Genomic DNA, 17,579 nt, shown 5'->3' with positions numbered 1-17,579 from the left:
TCTCCTCGTCCCCGCTGTCCGGAACGGCCCCGCCGCGCCGCCTGGCCCGGGCGAACCGGGTGGCGCGGCGGGGACCGCCCCCTTACGACTCCGGGGCTGCGCGGAACTCATCGGTCCTCGCCGGTTCTCTTTCCGCGGCGCCTGGCCCGGCGGCCCCCGGCCGTACGTCGGCAAGGCGCTAGGCTCGGGACCTGCCGGGCGCGTCCGACCCCGAGGACCGTCCCGACCAGCACATTTCCGGCACGCGGGCAGGCAGGAGACGGGCGCATGACCATCCCGCAGGGACGACGGAGCAGCACCTTCACCCGGCTGCTGCGGCACGGTTTCACCGACCCCTCCAGCGCCGAGCGGCTGCTCGGCTGCGACGCGCTCGCCCCGGTCGCCGAGGACACCGTCCTGCTCGACGCGCTCGCCGCCACCGCCGATCCCGACCTCGCCCTGCTCGGCCTGGTCCGGCTCGCCGAGGCCGAGCCGGAGGAGGAGCGGCAGCGGCTGCTGTCCACCGTGGTCACGGCCAAACCCTTGCGCGACCGGCTGCTCGGCGTGCTCGGCGCCTCCGAGGCGCTCGGCGACCACCTCGCCCGCCACCCGCAGGACTGGCGGGCGCTGGCCGTCTACGAGTCGGCCGATCTCCACCCCGGCGTCGAGGAGTTCACCCGCGGCCTCGCCGACGCCACCGACCCCGACTCGCTTCGCGTCGCCTACCGGCGCTGCCTGCTCTCCATCGCCGCCCGCGACGTCTGCGGCACCATCGACGTCGCCGAGACCGCCGCCGAACTGGCCGACCTGGCCACCGCCACCCTCCGCGCCGCCCTGCGCGTCGCCGAGGACGCCGCTCCCGAGGACGCCGCCCGCTGCCGGCTCGCGGTCATCGCCATGGGCAAGTGCGGCGGCCACGAACTGAACTACGTCTCCGACGTCGACGTCATCTTCGTCGCCGAGCCGGCCGACTCCGGCGAGGGGGACGAGGCCCCCGCCCTCCAGGCCGCCAACCGGCTCGCCGCCCACCTGATGCGGATCTGCTCCGAGACCACCGTCGAGGGCACCATCTGGCCGGTCGACGCCAACCTCCGCCCCGAGGGCCGCAACGGGCCCCTGGTCCGCACCCTCTCCAGCCACCTCGCCTACTACCAGCGGTGGGCCAAGACCTGGGAGTTCCAGGCGCTGCTGAAGGCCCGCCCGGTCGCCGGCGACGCCGAGCTGGGCGCCGCGTACATCGAGACCATCGCGCCGCTGGTCTGGCACGCGGCCGAGCGGGACAACTTCGTGCCGGACGTGCAGAAGATGCGCCGCCGGGTGGTCGACAACATCCCGGCGCACCAGATCGGGCGGGAGCTGAAGCTCGGCCCCGGCGGGCTGCGCGACGTCGAGTTCGCCGTGCAGCTCCTCCAGCTCGTGCACGGCCGCAGCGACCCGTCGCTGCGCTCCGGCAGCACCCTGGTCGCGCTCGCCGCACTGGCCGCCGGAGGTTACGTCGGGCGGACCGACGCCGCCCAGCTCGACGACGCGTACCGCTTCCTGCGCTCGATGGAGCACCGCATCCAGCTCTACCGGCTGCGCCGCACCCACCTCGTCCCCGAGGGCGAGGGGGACCTGCGGCGGCTGGGGCGGTCGCTGGGGCTGCGGAGCGAACCGGTGGTCGCCCTCAACCGGGCCTGGCGCCGCCACGCGGGGGTCGTCCGCCGCCTGCACGAGAAGCTGTTCTACCGGCCGCTGCTCGACGCGGTCGCCCAACTCGCCCCGGGAGAGGAGCGGTTGTCGACCGAGGCGGCCCGCGAACGCCTCGTCGCGCTCGGCTACGACGACCCCAGCGGCGCCCTGCGCCACCTGGAGGCCCTCGCCTCCGGCGTCAGCCGCAAGGCCGCCATCCAGCGGACCCTGCTGCCGGTGCTGCTCGGCTGGTTCGCCGACTCCGCCGACCCGGACGCGGGCCTGCTCAACTTCCGCAAGGTCTCCGACGCCCTCGGCCAGACCCCGTGGTACCTGCGGCTGCTGCGCGACGAGGGCGCCGCCGCCGAGAACCTGGCGCGCGTCCTGTCGGCCGGGCGGCTCGCCCCCGACCTGCTGATGCGCGCCCCCGAGGCGGTCGCCCTCCTCGGCGACGTGCGCGGCCTGGAGCCACGCGGCCGCGCCCAGCTGGAGCAGGAGGTGCTGGCCGCCGTCCGCCGCTCCGACAACGCCGAGCACGCCGTGGCCGTGGCCCGCGGCGTGCGCCGCCGCGAACTCTTCCGCACCGCCGCCGGCGACCTCATCGGCTCGTACGGCACCGAGGAGAGCCCCGCCGAAGCCGACCCCGGCGCCCTGGTCGACCGGGTCGGCTCCGCCCTGTCCGACCTCAACGCCGCCACCCTCGCCGGGACCCTGCGCGCGGTGGTCCGCGACGGCTGGGGCGACACCCTGCCGACCCGCTTCACCATCATCGGCATGGGCCGCTTCGGCGGCCACGAGCAGGGATACGGCTCCGACGCCGACGTGCTCTTCGTCCACGAGCCGCGCGAAGGCGTCGACGAACAGGAGGCCGCCAAGGCGGCCAACCGGGTCGTGACCGAACTGCGCCGCCTGCTGGAGGTCCCCAGCGCCGACCCGCCCCTGGTCATCGACCCCGACCTGCGGCCCGAGGGCAAGACCGGGCCGCTGGTCCGCTCGCTCGCCTCCTACGCCGCGTACTACCGGCGCTGGTCGCAGGTGTGGGAGGCGCAGGCCCTGCTGCGGGCCGAGCCGGTCGCGGGCGACGCCGAACTCGGCGCGCGCTTCGTCGAGCTGGTCGACCCGCTGCGCTACCCGGCGGAGGGGCTCGGCGAGGACGCGGCCCGCGAGATCCGCCGCCTGAAGGCCCGCATGGAGTCCGAGCGACTGCCGCGCGGCGCCGACCCGACCCTCCACACCAAGCTGGGCCGGGGCGGCCTCTCCGACGTCGAATGGACCGTCCAGCTCCTCCAGATGCGGCACGGCTGGGCCGAACCGGGGCTGCGCACCACCGGCACCCGGCCCGCGCTGGCCGCAGCCGTCGCCGCCGGGCTGCTCCCCGCCGAGGAGGCCGCCATGCTGGACGAGGCGTGGGTCCTCGCCACCCGGGTCCGCAACGCCGTCATGCTGGTCCGGGGCCGGCCGGGCGACACCTTCCCCGCCGACGGCCGCGAACTGGCCGCCGTCGCCCGCTACCTGGGGTACGAACCGGGCCACGTCGGCGACATGCTGGACGACTACCGGCGGACGACGCGACGGGCGAGGGCCGTGGTGGACGAGGTGTTCTACGGGGCCGCCGCCCACTGAGGTGCTCCTGAGCGGCGGAGCGGGCGCCGGCGTGGGCGTGGAAGCGGCCCCGGCCGCCCCGCCGGGAAGCTCCGCTCAGGAGCGCCGCCGGTGTTTCAGCTCGGCTTCGTAGAGGTGGCGGCGGCCCTCGGCGAGCCGGTCGGTCAGCTCGGACTCCAGGGCGGTGAAGGGTCGGTAGTAGCCGTCGTCGTACTCCTCGACCAGCTGGAACGTCCAGTGGCCCGGGGTGATGTTCCGGCCCACCAGCTCGGTGCGGACCCGCTCCGCCTCCTCGGGGTGGCCGGCCTCGCCCAGCAGGCGCACCGCCTCGTCGAGCTGGAAGTCGGCGGTGCCGGTCAGCTGGTGGAAGGAGTAGAGGTGGCCGCGGGCCCGCTCGGTGGTCTCCAGTGCCTTGGACAGTGCCCCCAGCGCCTCGACCGTCTTGTCGCTCATGCCCTCGGGGCGCCGGTGCGCGGGGTCCGGCCGCCCGTCGTCGTGGTCCTTGGTCATGGCTGCCGTGTGCCCGCCGGGGAGTTCGGCGTACCGGCCCGGTGGCGCGCGCCCGGCGAGCCTCGCCCGACTGGCCCGGCGTCCGGGTGGCGGGCCGGTCAGGGCTCGGGGGCGGGGGCCGGGTCCGGCGAGGGGCGGGGCAGGGCGGTGGAGCCCGTGGGTCCGGGGCCCTCGGGGGAGGGGGCCGGGCGTTCCCGGGCGGGGGCCGGCTCGGCGGGGAGGGCCGGCTCGGAGGCCGGGAGTGCGGGGGAGGCCGCCCGGGGTGCCGCAGCGGGGTGCCTGTCGTCCGGGACGTGCCGGGGCAGCCCCTGCGGGAGCGCCCCGTAGCAGAGGCGGACGGCCAGGTAGCCGAAGGCGAGGCAGGCGAGGCCGCCGACCGCGTCGAGCCAGAAGTGGTTGGCGGTGGCCACGATGACCACCAGGGTCAGCGTCGGGTAGAGCAGGCCGAGGACCTTGGCCCAGGGCACCGAGGCGAGGGCGAAGACGGTCAGGCCGCACCAGAGCGACCAGCCGATGTGCATCGAGGGCATCGCCGCGTACTGGTTCGACATGTGCTTCAGGTCGCCGGAGGCCATCGAGCCCCACGTCTGGTGGACCAGGACGGTGTCGATGAAGCTCTGCCCGTTCATCAGGCGGGGTGGCGCCAGTGGGTAGAGGTAGTAGCCGACCAGGGCGACGGCGGTGGTGGCGAACAGGACGGTGCGCGCTGCCGCGTAGCGCCCCGGGTGGCGGCGGTAGAGCCAGACCAGCACACCGAGGGTGACGACGAAGTGCAGCGTCGCGTAGTAGTAGTTCATCCCCACGATCAGCCAGGTGACCGAGTTGACCGCGTGGTTGACGCCCTGCTCCACGGCGATGCCGAGCCGCTGCTCGACCTCCCAGATCCAGTCGGCGTTGGCCATCGCCTCGGCCTTCTGCTCCGGGACCGCGTTGCGGATGAGGGAGTACACCCAGTAGCTGGCGGCGATGAGCAGCGCCTCGAACCAGATCCGGGGCCGTCGGGGGGCGCGCAGGCGGCCGAGGGGGCCCGCGGGCCGCGGGGAGCGCCCTGCCGGGTCCATGGGCGAGGGACCGGTGGCCGGTCCGCGGCCTTCAGAAGTCATCACAGTGATCTCACCCATAGGGAGGGATTCTGTCAGAATCGTGCCTACCGACCGATCATCCCTCGGACGGGTCAGGCCCGCATTCTCTACGCCTTGCGGACGATCTCCCCGTAGGGGACGTCCCCCGGAACCGGGGCGGCCGGGGCGGGCGCCGAGGCGGTCGAACCGCGCACCACCAGCTCCGGCATGAAGACGAACTCGCTGGGCGGCGCGGGCGTCCCGCCGATCTCCTCCAGGAGCGCGCGGACCGCCGCCTGCCCCATCGCCGTGACCGGCTTGCGCACCGTGGTGAGCGGCGGATCGGTGAAGGCGATCAGCGGGGAGTCGTCGAAGCCGACGACGGAGACGTCCGCGGGCACGTCCAGACCCCGGCGGCGCACCGCCCGGATCGCGCCGAGCGCCATCATGTCGCTGGCGCACACCACCGCCGTGCACCCGACGTCCAGCAGTGAGTCGGCGGCGGCCTGGCCACCCTCCAGCGTGTACAGGGAGTGCCGGACGAACTCCCGCTCGGCCCGGTCGGCGTCGATCCCGAAGGTGTCCCGCAGCGCCCGCGTGAACCCCTCGGTCTTGCGGACCACCGGTACGAACCGCCTCGGCCCGAGCGCCAGCCCGATCCGGGTGTGGCCCAGGGAGGCGAGGTGGGTGACGGCCAGCCGCATCGCCGCCCGGTCGTCGGGGGAGATGAACGGCGCCCGCACCTGGTCGGTGAAGCCGTCGATGAGGACGAACGGCACACCCTGGCCGCGCAGCCGGTCGTAGCGCGTCATGTCGGCGGTGGTGTCGGCGTGCAGCCCGGAGACGAAGATGATGCCGGAGACGCCCCGGTCGACCAGCATCTCGGTCAGTTCGTCCTCGGTGGAGCCGCCGGGGGTCTGGGTGGCCAGCACCGGGGTGTACCCCTGCCGGGTCAGGGCCTGCCCGATGACCTGCGCCAGTGCCGGGAAGATCGGGTTCTCCAGCTCCGGGGTGATCAGACCGACCAGGCCGGCGCTGCGGCGGCGCAGCCGCACGGGACGCTCGTAGCCGAGGACGTCGAGCGCGGCGAGGACGGATTCACGGGTGGCCGCGGCGACGCCCTGCTTGCCGTTGAGGACCCGGCTCACGGTCGCTTCGCTGACCCCCGCCTGGGCTGCGATGTCAGCGAGTCGCGCGGTCATTTTCGGCCCCTTAGTCGGAGTGCAACCCCGCGAAGGCGCTCACCCTCTCATCTCCGGATGCACATCCTAATACGGAAATGGGTACCCAGCCCTCTCGTGGAGGTGGGAGCTCTGAAAGGCTGGAGCGGATACCGTCGCCGCCCGGCGAGCTGAACCGGAGTCCAGGCCGCCGGTTTCCAAGGTGTGCAATCTCTTTCGTAAGTGCTTGCAGATCGTTAGAGTCTCGACCTGTTGGCGCCCCCGGGTGGGGCGCGGCCCGTGCCGGGATCCGGCACACGTCAATGAACAGGGGAATCGTGACAAAGAACATCAAGCGGGCTATGGCCACAGCCGTGGGAACGCTCGCCCTCGTGGGACTCTCGGCTTCTCCGTCGTCAGCGGCCACCTACAACGGCCCCTCGGGGTGTGCCGTTTACACCAGTTACGACTACTCGGTGGGCAAGTATGAGTGGTCTGCCCAGTGCAAGGGGCGTGCGTCGAAGAAGTGGCGTGTGACCGTCACGTTTGAGTACCCGAGCAGCCCCGGGGTCTATCAGAACTACACGGTCCCGTGGACCGACATGGGGGGCGTCCAGATGGGTGCCGCCGCGAACGCGCGTGTGGTGAGCGCCTCCAATTGGTCCTTCAAGTAGATACCGCTGATGGTGCACCCCTCGGTCGAATGACGGCCGCACGCCGACTCGCTGCTTGATGTAGTGAGCGGTGCTTATGGCCTGGCCCTCGCTTTCCAGGGCCAGGCCTGTCGTCATTCGAGGGCAGGTCCGGCCTGCTCTGGCTCGCCAGTGTCTATTTTGTTGCTATATGGATACCGATGTCTACTTATGGTGAAATGTTCTTGCAAAAGTTTTCAGCAACATCTTTCCAGCCAGTTTTCGCCCTGTTACGTTCCTGAGTAACCCGGTGCCGCGAGGGAGCGGACGGCAAGGCGGCGCTGAGCCGCAGCTTTCCGGGCTTCACTGAAGGAGTTCACATGCGGCGTGGCATAGCGGTCATCGCTCTGGTGGCGGCTCTGGCGCTTTCGGCGACGGCGTGCAGCGGCAGTGCTGGTGGCGAGGTAGACGAAGAGGCCAACGGGCCCGTCACCATCACATGGTGGGACACCTCGGATGCGAACAGCGAAGCGCCTGTATACAAGGAACTCATCAAGGAGTTCGAGACCGCCAACAAGGGCATCAAGGTCAACTACGTCAACGTGCCCTTCCAGGACGCCCAGAACAAGTTCAAGAACGCCGCCTCCTCCGGCTCGGGCGCCCCGGACGTGATCCGCTCCGAGGTCGCCTGGACCCCGGACTTCGCCTCGCTCGGCTACCTCGCCCCGCTCGATGGCACCGCCGCCCTCGACAAGGAGGACGACTACCTCAAGCAGGCCGTGGCCTCCACCAAGTACGACGGCAAGACCTTCGGTGTCCCGCAGGTCATCGACTCCGTCGGCATCTTCTACAACAAGAAGCTGCTCAAGGAGGCCGGCGTCGAGGTGCCCAAGACCCTCGACGAGCTGACCGAGGCCGCCAAGGCGATCAAGTCGAAGACCGGCAAGGCCGCCCTGTACCTGCGCGGCGACGACGCGTACTGGTTCCTGTCTTTCCTCTACGGCGAGGGCGGCGACATGATCAACACCAAGGATAAGTCGGTCACCATCGACGACAAGCCCGCCGTCGAAGCATTCAGGATCGTCAAGGAGCTGGTCGACTCCAAGGTGGCGGTTACAGACGCCACCAACGGCTGGGACAACATGCAGAAGGCCATGAAGGACGGCGAAGTCGCCATGGCGATCAACGGCCCCTGGGCTGTAACTGACACGCTCAATGGTGACGCCTTCAAGGACAAGGCTAACTTCGGAGTAGCACCGGTCCCGGCCGGCTCCAAGACCGCCGGTTCCCCGCAGGGCGGCCACAACTACGCCGTCTACGCCGGGTCGAAGAACCTCGACGCCTCCTACGAGTTCGTCAAGTACATGAGCTCCGCCAAGGTCCAGGCCGAGGTCACCGAGAAGCTCAGCCTGCTGCCGACCCGCTCCTCGGTCTACGGCGACCCGAAGGTCGCGGACAACGAGATCGTGCAGTTCTTCAAGCCGGTCGTCGAGACCGCCGTCGAGCGCCCCTGGGTCCCCGAGGGCGGCAGCCTCTTCGCTCCGCTGCAGACCCAGTACACCAAGGTCCTCACCGGCCAGGCCACGCCCGAGGAGGCGGCCAAGTCCACCGGTGACTCCTACCGCAAGCTCCTGAAGGACTACAAGTAACCGACCCGGTCGCGTGCCGCCGCCGCACCCCGCGAGCGGCGGCACGCCCCACCCGTACGGAGAAGAAGGAGGCCGGCCGACCGATGGCTGTGCACACGGGCCCGTCGGTGGCCAAGGCACCGGGGAAGGCGACCGTCCCCGGGCCGCGCCGCCCGACAGGAACACAGGAGAGCGGCCTGCGCCGCGCCCTTTCACGGCACTGGTACGCCTGGACGATGGTGGCCCCCGTCGTCATCGTCCTCGCGATCATCGTCGGCTACCCGCTGGGCCGGGGTATCTGGCTCTCGCTCACCGACGCCACCGAGGCCAACGCAGAGCGGATCATCGGCGTCAACCGCATCCCGGCCACCTACGAGTTCGTCGGCCTTGAGAACTACGTGGACGCCCTTGGTGACCCAGTCTTCCTCCAGCGCCTGGTGTGGACGATCGTATGGACAGTCGCCTGCGTCTCCATCACATACAGCCTCGGTCTGGCACTGGCAACCCTGCTCAACCGGCAGGTCGCCGGGCGCGGCTTCTACCGGATGGCGCTTGTTGTGCCGTGGGCCATCCCCGGCTTCGTCTCCGTCTTCTCCTGGAACTTCCTCTACAACGAGAAAAACGGCCTGCTCAACAAGATCCTGGTGGGCGGCGGCATCGACGCCGTGCCGTGGCTCAACGACCCGACCATCGCCAAGCTCTCGGTGATCGCGGTCAACGTCTGGCTCGGCGTCCCCTTCATGATGGTCGCCCTCCTCGGCGGCCTGCAGTCCATCCCCGGCGACCTCTACGAGGCGGCCGAGATGGACGGCGCCAGCGCCTGGCAGCGGTTCAAGCACATCACCCTGCCCGGGCTGCGACCCGTCTCCACCACGGTGATCCTGCTCTCCACCATCTGGACCTTCAACATGTTCCCGGTGATCTTCCTGCTCACCCGGGGCGGGCCCGGCGACGCCACCGAGATCCTGGTGACCCAGGCGTTCCGGATGACCTTCGTCGACAGCCCGCGCAACTTCTCCACCTCGGCGACCTGGGGCGTCATCATCCTGCTCCTGCTGCTGGTGTTCGCCTTCTTCTACCGCCGCGTCCTCAAGAAGCAGGGAGAGGTGTGGTGACCATGCCCAACACCCGCCGCAGTCGCAGTCCGCTCGCCTCGATCGGCCTGCACGGCACGCTGCTGATCGCCACCGTCGTCGCCGTCTTCCCCGCCCTGTGGGTGCTGCTGACCTCGCTCAAGCCGGCGAAGTTCGCCACCACCACCGACTTCTTCCGCGACACCACCTTCGCCAACTACACCCACCTGCTGGGGGACACCAAGTTCCTCACCTGGTTCGGCAACTCGGTGATCGTCGCCGCCGCCACCACCGTCATCGGCGTCTTCCTCGCCGCCACCACCGGCTACGCGGTCAGCCGCTTCCGCTTCCCCGGGATGCGGCCGCTGATGTGGGTGCTGCTCATCACCCAGATGTTCCCGATGGCCATCCTCATCGTGCCGCTGTACAACCTCTTCTCCTCGATGGGGCTGCTCAACCAGCCGGTCGGCCTGGTCATCACCTACCTGACCATCGCCGTGCCGTTCTGCGCCTGGATGATGAAGGGCTTCTTCGACGCGATACCCATCGAGATCGACGAGTCCGGACGCGTCGACGGCCTCAACCCCTTCGGCACCTTCTGGCGGCTCATCCTGCCGCTGGCCCGCCCGGGCCTGGCGGTCACCGGCTTCTACTCGTTCATCACCGCCTGGGGCGAGGTCGCCTACGCCTCCGCCTTCATGGTCGGCGAGGACAACATGACGCTCGCCGGCGGACTCCAGACCTTCGTCAACCAGTACACGGCCCAGTGGGGACCGATGACCGCCGCCTCCGTGCTGATCGCCGTCCCGGCCGTCATCGTCTTCGTCCTCGTCCAGCGCCACCTGGTCACCGGTATGACCGCTGGCGCGACCAAGGGCTGAGCCCCTTCTCCCGGGCGGTCCTCGCCGCCGGGGCGCCGAAGTCGGTGTCGAGCCACCCGACGTGCTCGTCCGCTTCGCTCCCCGCGCGCGAGGGGCGTCTCGACACCGACGCGCCCCTTCGGCTCAGGCCGCAGGTCTCCCGGGGGGCGGCGTCGGCCGAGAGGCCACCCGCCCCGAGACCGGGCCCACCCACGACTCCAGGCACCCCTCATGACCCCAGGGAAGACATGACCCAGCACCTCACTGCCCCCGCCCCCACCGCCCCGGCCGCCGACACCGCTCCCGGCTGGTGGCGCGACGCGGTGATCTACCAGGTCTACCCCCGCAGCTTCGCCGACTCCGACGGCGACGGCATGGGCGACCTGCCCGGCATCCGCCACCGCCTGCCCCACCTGAAGGACCTGGGCGTCGACGCCGTCTGGCTCAGCCCCTTCTACGCCTCCCCGCAGGCCGACGCCGGGTACGACGTCGCCGACTACCGGGCCATCGACCCGATGTTCGGCACCCTCGCCGACGCCGAGGCACTCGTCGCCGACGCCCGGGCGCTGGGCCTGCGCACCATCGTCGACCTCGTCCCCAACCACTCCTCCGACCAGCACGCCTGGTTCCGCCAGGCGCTCGCCGAAGGCCCCGGCTCGCCGCTGCGGGAGCGCTACCACTTCCGCCCCGGCAAGGGCACCGACGGCGAACTCCCGCCCAACGACTGGGAGTCCATCTTCGGTGGGCCCGCCTGGACCCGTACCGCCGACGGTGAGTGGTACCTGCACCTCTTCGCCCCCGAACAGCCCGACTTCAACTGGGAGCACCCGGCCGTCCGCGACGAGTTCCGCTCCATCCTGCGGTTCTGGCTGGACATCGGGGTCGACGGCTTCCGGGTCGACGTCGCGCACGGCCTCGTCAAGGCCGAGGGGCTGCCCGACATCGGTGCCGGCGAGCAGGTCAGGCTGCTCGGCAACGACGTCATGCCCTTCTTCGACCAGGACGGCGTCCACGAGGTCTACCGCGACTGGCGCACCCTCCTCGCCGAGTACGGCGAGGACCGCGTCCTGGTCGCCGAGGCGTGGACCCCCACCGTCGAGCGGACCGCCCACTACGTCCGCCCCGACGAGATGCACCAGGCGTTCAACTTCCAGTACCTGAGCACCTACTGGGATGCCGAGGCGCTGCGCGAGGTCATCGACGCCTCGCTCGCCGCGATGCGCCCGGTCGGCGCCCCCACCACCTGGGTCCTCTCCAACCACGACGTGACCCGGCACGCCACCCGCTTCGCCAACCCGCCCGGCGGCACCCAGCTGCGCACCCCCGGCGACCGCGCGCTGGGCCTGCGCCGGGCCCGCGCCGCCACCCTGCTGATGCTCGCCCTGCCCGGCTCCGCCTACGTCTACCAGGGCGAGGAACTGGGCCTGCCCGACGTCACCGACCTGCCCGACGAGGTCCGCCAGGACCCCTCGTACTTCCGGGCGGCCGGGCAGGACGGCTTCCGGGACGGCTGCCGGGTGCCGATCCCGTGGACGGTCGAGGGGCCCTCGGCCGGCTTCGGCCCCGGCGGCAGCTGGCTCCCGCAGCCCGCGGGCTGGGGCGAGCTGAGTGTCGAGGCGCAGACCGGCGACCCCGGCTCCACCCTGGAGCTGTACCGGGCCGCGCTCACCGTCCGCCGGGAGCACCCCGGCCTCGGAGCCGGCCAGGAGATCACCTGGCTGGACGCACCCGAGGGCGTCCTCGCCTTCGCCCGCCCGGAGTTCGCCTGCACCGCCAACACCACCGGCGCCCCCGTCCGGCTCCCCGCCCCCGGCCGCCCGCTGCTCACCTCCCAGGGTGCCGCGCCGGCCGTCGCGGAGGACGGGACCTTCGAGCTGCCCGCCGACACCGCGGTGTGGTGGACGGTGTGACCCTGCCCGCCCCGCGGGACGGCTCCCCGGCCGTCCCGCGGCTCGCGGACATCGCCGCGCAGGCCCAGGTCAGCGAGGCGACCGCCAGCCGTGTCCTCAACGGCCGCCCCGGCGTCGCCCAGCCCACCCGGCAGCGGGTCCTCGCCGCCCTCGACCTGCTCGGCTACGAGCGGCCCACCCGGCTGCGCCGCCGCAGCGCCGGGCTCATCGGACTGATCACCCCCGAGCTGACCAACCCGATCTTCCCGGCCTTCGCCCAGGTCGTCGAACAGGCGCTGGCCGGATACGGCTACACCCCGGTGCTCTGCACCCAGATCCCCGGCGGCGCCACCGAGGACGAACTGGTCGAGCAGCTGGAGGAGCGCGCTGTCAACGGCATCGTCTTCCTCTCCGGCCTGCACGCCGACACCACCGCCGACCCGCGCCGCTACGCCCGCCTCACCGAGCGCGGCGTGCCGTTCGTCCTCATCAACGGCTACAACGAGCGCATCCGGGCCCCCTTCGTCTCCCCGGACGACCGCTCGGCGGTCCGGATGGCCGTCCGCCACCTCGCCGACCTCGGCCACCGCCGGATCGGCCTCGCCATAGGGCCCGACCGGTACGTGCCCTCGCGCCGCAAGGCCGAAGGGTTCACCGACGCCCTCGCCGAGATCCTCGGCACCCCCCGCGAGGAGGCCGAACAGCACGTCCGCCGCACCCTGTTCAGCGTCGAGGGCGGCCACGCGGCGGCCGGGTCGCTGCTGGATCAGGGGTGCACGGGACTGGTGTGCGGCAGCGACCTGATGGCGCTCGGCGCCGTCCGCGCCGCCCGTGAGCGGGATCTCCAGGTCCCCGGCGACCTCTCGGTGGTCGGCTTCGACGACTCGCAGCTGGTGGCCTTCACCGACCCGCCGCTGACCACGGTCCGCCAGCCGGTCCACGCGATGGCCACCGCCGCCGTCGGCGCCCTGCTGGAGGAGATCGCCCACCAGAGCGTGCAGCGCACCGAATTCGTCTTCCAGCCGGAGCTGGTGGTGCGCGGCTCCACCGCGCAGTGGGCTCCTCGTGGCGGAGGGGACGTACGGGGCACTCCGGCCTGAGTGCCCGCAACCTCTTGCAGGGACTTGCGGGATGGGCGTCCCCGTGGCCAACCTCCTTGATGTCCTTGGTGTTTCGGGTTCGTGTCCAAGGGGTTGACCGAGGGTACCGCTCGCTCTACGGTCTGGTGCGCGACGCTCCTTGCAGTTTTGCAGCAAGAGAATTCAGCACCCCGGCCGGGTGCGGCAGGGAGCCTCCGCGCTCAACCCCCACGACGCCCTCCGCCCTCCCCCCTCGATCAGGAGGCACCACATGGCCCGCAGACTCGCCACCGCGTCCCTCGCCGTGCTGGCGGCAGCCGCCACCGCCCTCACCGCCCCCACGCCCGCCGCTGCCGCCCCGCCCGGCGGGAAGGACGTCACCGCCGTCCTCTTCGAGTGGACGTTCGACTCGGTCGCCCGCGCCTGCACCGACAACCTCGGCCCCGCCGGATACGGCTACGTCCAGGTCTCCCCGCCCCAGGAGCACATCCAGGGCAGCCAGTGGTGGACCTCGTACCAGCCCGTCAGCTACAAGATCGCCGGACGGCTCGGCGACCGCGCCTCCTTCCAGTCGATGGTGGAGACCTGCCACGGGGCGGGCGTCAAGGTCGTCGCCGACTCGGTCATCAACCACATGGCCGCCGGCTCGGGCACCGGAACCGGCGGCACCGCGTACCAGAAGTACGACTACCCGGGCATCTGGTCCGGCGCCGACATGGACGACTGCCGCGGCGAGATCAACGACTACGGCGACCGCGCCAACGTCCAGAACTGCGAACTGGTCGGCCTCGCCGACCTCGACACCGGCGAGACCCACGTCCGCGACCGCATCGCCGAGTACCTCAACGACCTGCTCTCGCTCGGCGTGGACGGCTTCCGCGTCGACGCCGCCAAGCACATGCCCGCCGACGACCTGGCCGCCATCAAGGCCAAGGTCGGGGGCGGCGACACGTACTGGAAGCAGGAGGCCATCCACGGCGCGGGCGAGGCCGTCTCGCCCAGCGAGTACCTCGGCACCGGCGACGTCCAGGAGTTCCGCTACGCCCGCGACCTCAAGCGGGTCTTCCTCGACGAGAACCTCGCGAGCCTGAAGAACTTCGGCGAGGACTGGGGCTACATGGAGAGCGGCCGGTCCGCCGTCTTCGTCGACAACCACGACACCGAGCGCGGCGGCGACACCCTCAACTACAAGAACGGCTCCGCCTACACCCTCGCCGGCGTCTTCATGCTCGCCTGGCCCTACGGCTCCCCGGACGTCCACTCCGGCTACGAGTTCACCGACCGCGACGCCGGCCCGCCCAGCAACGGCACCGTGAACGCCTGCTACAGCGACGGCTGGAAGTGCCAGCACGCCTGGCCGGAGATCTCCTCCATGGTCGGCCTGCGCACCGCCGCCGCCGGCCAGCCCGTCACCGACTGGTGGGACAACGGCGGCGACCAGATCGCCTTCGGCCGCGGCGACAAGGCGTACGTCGCGATCAACCACGAGGGCTCCGCGCTGAACCGCACCTTCCTGAGCGGCCTGCCCGGCGGCGACTACTGCGACGTGCAGAGCGGCCAGCCCGTCACCGTCGGCTCCGACGGCACCTTCACCGCAACCGTCGCCCCCGGCACCGCACTGGCCCTGCACGCCGGCGCCCGCACCTGCTCCGGCTGACCCCCTTCCCGCCCGGCCCGGCGCCCGCCTCCCCGCGGACGCCGGGCCGCTCCGTACCCGCCCCGCGAACCCCGCCCCTCGAAGGAGACCCGGCCCCGTGCGACGGACCACCACCCTCGCGGTGAGCCTCGGCCTGTGCGCCGCCCTCACCGCCGCCCTCCCGGCCACCGCCGACACCCCCGACGCACCAGCCGCGCGGGCCACCGCCGCCGAGGACACCGCCGAGGCTGTCTGGCTCGATGCCCGCACCGTCGCCTGGCCGCGCGCCGGCAAGACGGCGAGCGCCCGCCTCCTCGCCCCGGCCCGGGACGCCGAGCAGCAGGAGGCCGAACGGATGCGCCCCGGCTCCGGCACCCGCGAGCTGCGGCTCACCCCCGGCAAGCTCACCGCCGCCCAGCTGGGGAAGTTCCCGCACCTCGCCGCGTACGACGCCTGGCGCGTCGACCCCCGCGACCAGCACCTCGCCGCCGAAGTGCTGCGCGGCCGACTCGTCGCCCAGCAGCGCGCCGCCGACGGCACCGTCACCGCCGCCACCGCCGTGCAGACCGCCGGGGTCCTCGACGACCTGTACGCCGGCGCCGCCCAGCGCCGCGCGCTCGGCGCCACCTTCGACCGCGCGGGCCGCCCCACCCTCTCCGTCTGGGCGCCCACCGCCCGCCGCGTCGCCCTCGACCTCGACGGGCGCACCGTCCCGATGCGCCGCGACGCGGCCTCCGGCGTCTGGACGGTCACCGGCGAACGCGGCTGGAAGGACCGGGAGTACGCCTACGACGTCACCGTCTACGCCCCCGAGGCCGGCCGCACCGTCACCAACACCGTGACCGACCCCTACTCCCTCGCCCTCACCACCGACTCCCGGCGCAGCCTCGTCACCGACCTGGACGACCCGAGGCTCGCCCCGCCCGGCTGGAAGAACCTCCGCAAGCCGAAGGCCGTCCCGCTGCGCGACGCCCAGATCCAGGAACTCCACGTCCGGGACTTCTCCGCCTCCGATCCCACCAACGCCCACCCCGGCACCTACCGCGCCTTCACCGACCGCGACAGCGACGGCGCCCGCCACCTGCGCCGCCTCGCCGACGCCGGCACCACCCACGTCCACCTCCTCCCCGCCTTCGACATCGCCACCATCCCCGAGAAGGACGCCAAGAGCCCCGACTGCGACCTGCCCGCGCTCCCCGCCGACTCCCCGCGCCAGCAGGAGTGCGTCACCGCGAGCGCCGCCGAGGACGCCTACAACTGGGGGTACGACCCGCTGCACTACACCGTGCCCGAGGGCTCGTACGCCACCGAGGCCGAAGGGGCGGGCCGCACCCGCGAGTTCCGCGAGATGGTCGGCTCCCTCAACCGCGACGGGCTCGGCGTCGTCATGGACGTGGTCTACAACCACACCGCCGCCTCCGGCCAGGCCGACACCTCCGTCCTCGACCGGATCGTCCCCGGCTACTACCAGCGCCTGCTGGCCGACGGCTCCGTCGCCGACTCCACGTGCTGCGCGGGCACCGCCCCCGAGAACGCCATGATGGGCCGCCTCGTCGTCGACTCCGTCGTCACCTGGGCCAGGCAGTACAAGGTCGACGGCTTCCGCTTCGACCTCATGGGCCACCACCCCAAGGCCAACATGGTCGCCGTCCGCGAGGCCCTCGACGCGCTCACCCCGGCCCGCGACGGCGTCGACGGCAAGCGGATCATCCTCTACGGCGAGGGCTGGACCTTCGGCGAGGTCGCCGACGACGCCCGCTTCGTCCAGGCCAGCCAGGCCAACATGGCCGGCACCGGCATCGCCACCTTCTCCGACCGGGCCCGCGACGCCGTCCGCGGCGGCGGCCCCTTCGACGAGGACCCCGGCGTCCAGGGCTTCGCCTCCGGCCTGTACACCGACCCCAACGGCTCACCCGCCAACGGCACCCGCGCCGAACAGCGCGCCCGGCTCCTGCACTACCAGGACCTGATCAAGGTCGGCCTCACCGGCAACCTCGCCGACTACCGCCTCACCGACTCCGCCGGCCGCCGCACCACCGGCGCAGGCGTCGACTACAACGGCGCTCCCGCCGGCTACGCCCAGCGCCCCGGCGACGCCCTCGCCTACGCCGACGCCCACGACAACGAGACCCTCTTCGACGCCCTCGCCTTCAAACTGCCCGCCGACACCCCGGCCGCCGACCGGGCGCGTATGCAGATCCTCGCGATGGCCACCGCCAGCCTCTCCCAGGGGCCCGCTCTCTCCCAGGCCGGCACCGACCGGCTCCGCTCCAAGTCCCTGGACCGCAACTCCTACGACAGCGGCGACTGGTTCAACGCCCTGCACTGGGACTGCCGCCAGGGCAACGGCTTCGGCCGGGGCCTGCCGCCCGCCGCCGACAACCAGGACAAGTGGGAGTACGCCAGGCCGCTGCTCACCACCGTCTCCGTCGGCTGCGCCGAGATCGAGGCGAGCGCCGCCGCCCACCGCGACCTGCTGACCCTGCGCGCCACCGAGCCGGCCTTCTCCCTGCGTACCGCCGCCGAGGTCCAACGTGCCCTGAGCTTCCCGCTGTCGGGCCCCGGCGAGACGCCCGGCGTCATCACCATGCGCCTCGCCGACCTGGTCGTCGTCCTCAACGCCACCCCCGACACCCAGGAGCAGCGCCTCACCGCCGCCGCCGGCACCCGTCACACCCTCCACCCCGTCCAGGCCCGTGGCGCGGACCCGGTCGTCAAGGAGTCCGCCTTCGACCGCCGCACCGGCACCTTCACCGTGCCGGCCCGCACGGTCGCGGTCTTCCGCGCAGGCTGAGCACC

General features: G+C 72.1%; 11 protein-coding genes and 1 pseudogene. 9 read left to right on the top strand and 3 right to left on the bottom strand.

The window, feature by feature from the left end; genetic code table 11:
• The first annotated feature begins 267 nt into the window (after positions 1–267).
• The gene (locus ACSLIC_RS05940) at positions 268–3,273 is read left to right on the top strand and encodes a bifunctional [glutamine synthetase] adenylyltransferase/[glutamine synthetase]-adenylyl-L-tyrosine phosphorylase (RefSeq protein WP_436736630.1); all 3,006 of its coding nucleotides are present in this window, start codon (positions 268–270) and stop codon (positions 3,271–3,273) included.
• 75 nt (positions 3,274–3,348) lie between these two features.
• Here ACSLIC_RS05940 and ACSLIC_RS05935 read toward each other — a convergent pair whose 3' ends face one another.
• The 3 genes from ACSLIC_RS05935 to ACSLIC_RS05925 form a co-directional block, all read right to left on the bottom strand.
• Positions 3,349–3,762: a hypothetical protein gene (locus ACSLIC_RS05935; RefSeq protein ID WP_436736629.1), complete on the bottom strand. Its 414-nt coding sequence runs from the start codon at positions 3,760–3,762 to the stop codon at positions 3,349–3,351.
• Positions 3,763–3,860: 98 nt separating this feature from the next.
• Positions 3,861–4,823 carry a phosphatase PAP2 family protein gene (locus tag ACSLIC_RS05930; RefSeq protein WP_436740282.1) on the bottom strand — a complete coding sequence of 321 codons (963 nt, stop codon included), beginning with the start codon at positions 4,821–4,823 and terminating at the stop codon, positions 3,861–3,863.
• Between the two features lie 128 nt (positions 4,824–4,951).
• On the bottom strand, positions 4,952–6,025 hold the full coding sequence (locus ACSLIC_RS05925) for a LacI family DNA-binding transcriptional regulator (RefSeq protein ID WP_436736628.1): 1,074 nt from the start codon (positions 6,023–6,025) through the stop codon (positions 4,952–4,954).
• Between the two features lie 296 nt (positions 6,026–6,321).
• Between ACSLIC_RS05925 and ACSLIC_RS05920 the strand changes: the two genes are divergently transcribed.
• The 8 genes and pseudogenes from ACSLIC_RS05920 to pulA all read left to right on the top strand — a co-directional run bounded on the left by ACSLIC_RS05920 (position 6,322) and on the right by pulA (position 17,574).
• Positions 6,322–6,657: a hypothetical protein gene (locus ACSLIC_RS05920; RefSeq protein WP_436736627.1), complete on the top strand. Its 336-nt coding sequence runs from the start codon at positions 6,322–6,324 to the stop codon at positions 6,655–6,657.
• Between the two features lie 338 nt (positions 6,658–6,995).
• Complete coding sequence (locus tag ACSLIC_RS05915; protein WP_436736626.1) at positions 6,996–8,264, top strand: extracellular solute-binding protein; 1,269 nt, start codon at positions 6,996–6,998, stop codon at positions 8,262–8,264.
• A gap of 83 nt (positions 8,265–8,347) precedes the next feature.
• Complete coding sequence (locus ACSLIC_RS05910) at positions 8,348–9,358, top strand: carbohydrate ABC transporter permease (protein ID WP_436736625.1); 1,011 nt, start codon at positions 8,348–8,350, stop codon at positions 9,356–9,358.
• A 2-nt stretch (positions 9,359–9,360) separates the two neighbouring features.
• Positions 9,361–10,197 carry a sugar ABC transporter permease gene (locus tag ACSLIC_RS05905; RefSeq protein WP_436740281.1) on the top strand — a complete coding sequence of 279 codons (837 nt, stop codon included), beginning with the start codon at positions 9,361–9,363 and terminating at the stop codon, positions 10,195–10,197.
• A 227-nt stretch (positions 10,198–10,424) separates the two neighbouring features.
• Positions 10,425–12,086, top strand: a complete 1,662-nt coding sequence (locus tag ACSLIC_RS05900; protein ID WP_436736624.1) for a glycoside hydrolase family 13 protein — start codon at positions 10,425–10,427, stop codon at positions 12,084–12,086.
• Entirely contained in the window at positions 12,083–13,165 is a 1,083-nt protein-coding gene (locus ACSLIC_RS05895) for a LacI family DNA-binding transcriptional regulator (protein ID WP_436736623.1), read from the top strand. The genes ACSLIC_RS05900 and ACSLIC_RS05895 overlap by 4 nt, the downstream gene beginning before the upstream one ends.
• A 250-nt stretch (positions 13,166–13,415) precedes the next feature.
• Positions 13,416–14,798 (top strand): annotated as a pseudogene (locus tag ACSLIC_RS05890) (alpha-amylase); the annotation flags it as partial.
• 100 nt (positions 14,799–14,898) lie between these two features.
• On the top strand, positions 14,899–17,574 hold the full coding sequence (gene pulA / locus ACSLIC_RS05885) for a pullulanase-type alpha-1,6-glucosidase (RefSeq protein ID WP_436736622.1): 2,676 nt from the start codon (positions 14,899–14,901) through the stop codon (positions 17,572–17,574).
• Positions 17,575–17,579 lie beyond the last annotated feature (5 nt).

The sequence above is a fragment of the Streptomyces sp. BBFR102 genome, assembly GCF_051397025.1.
Taxonomy (GTDB): domain Bacteria; phylum Actinomycetota; class Actinomycetes; order Streptomycetales; family Streptomycetaceae; genus Streptomyces.
Note: the sequence above shows the minus strand (reverse complement) of the source record. Positions and strands in the feature narration are given on the sequence as shown.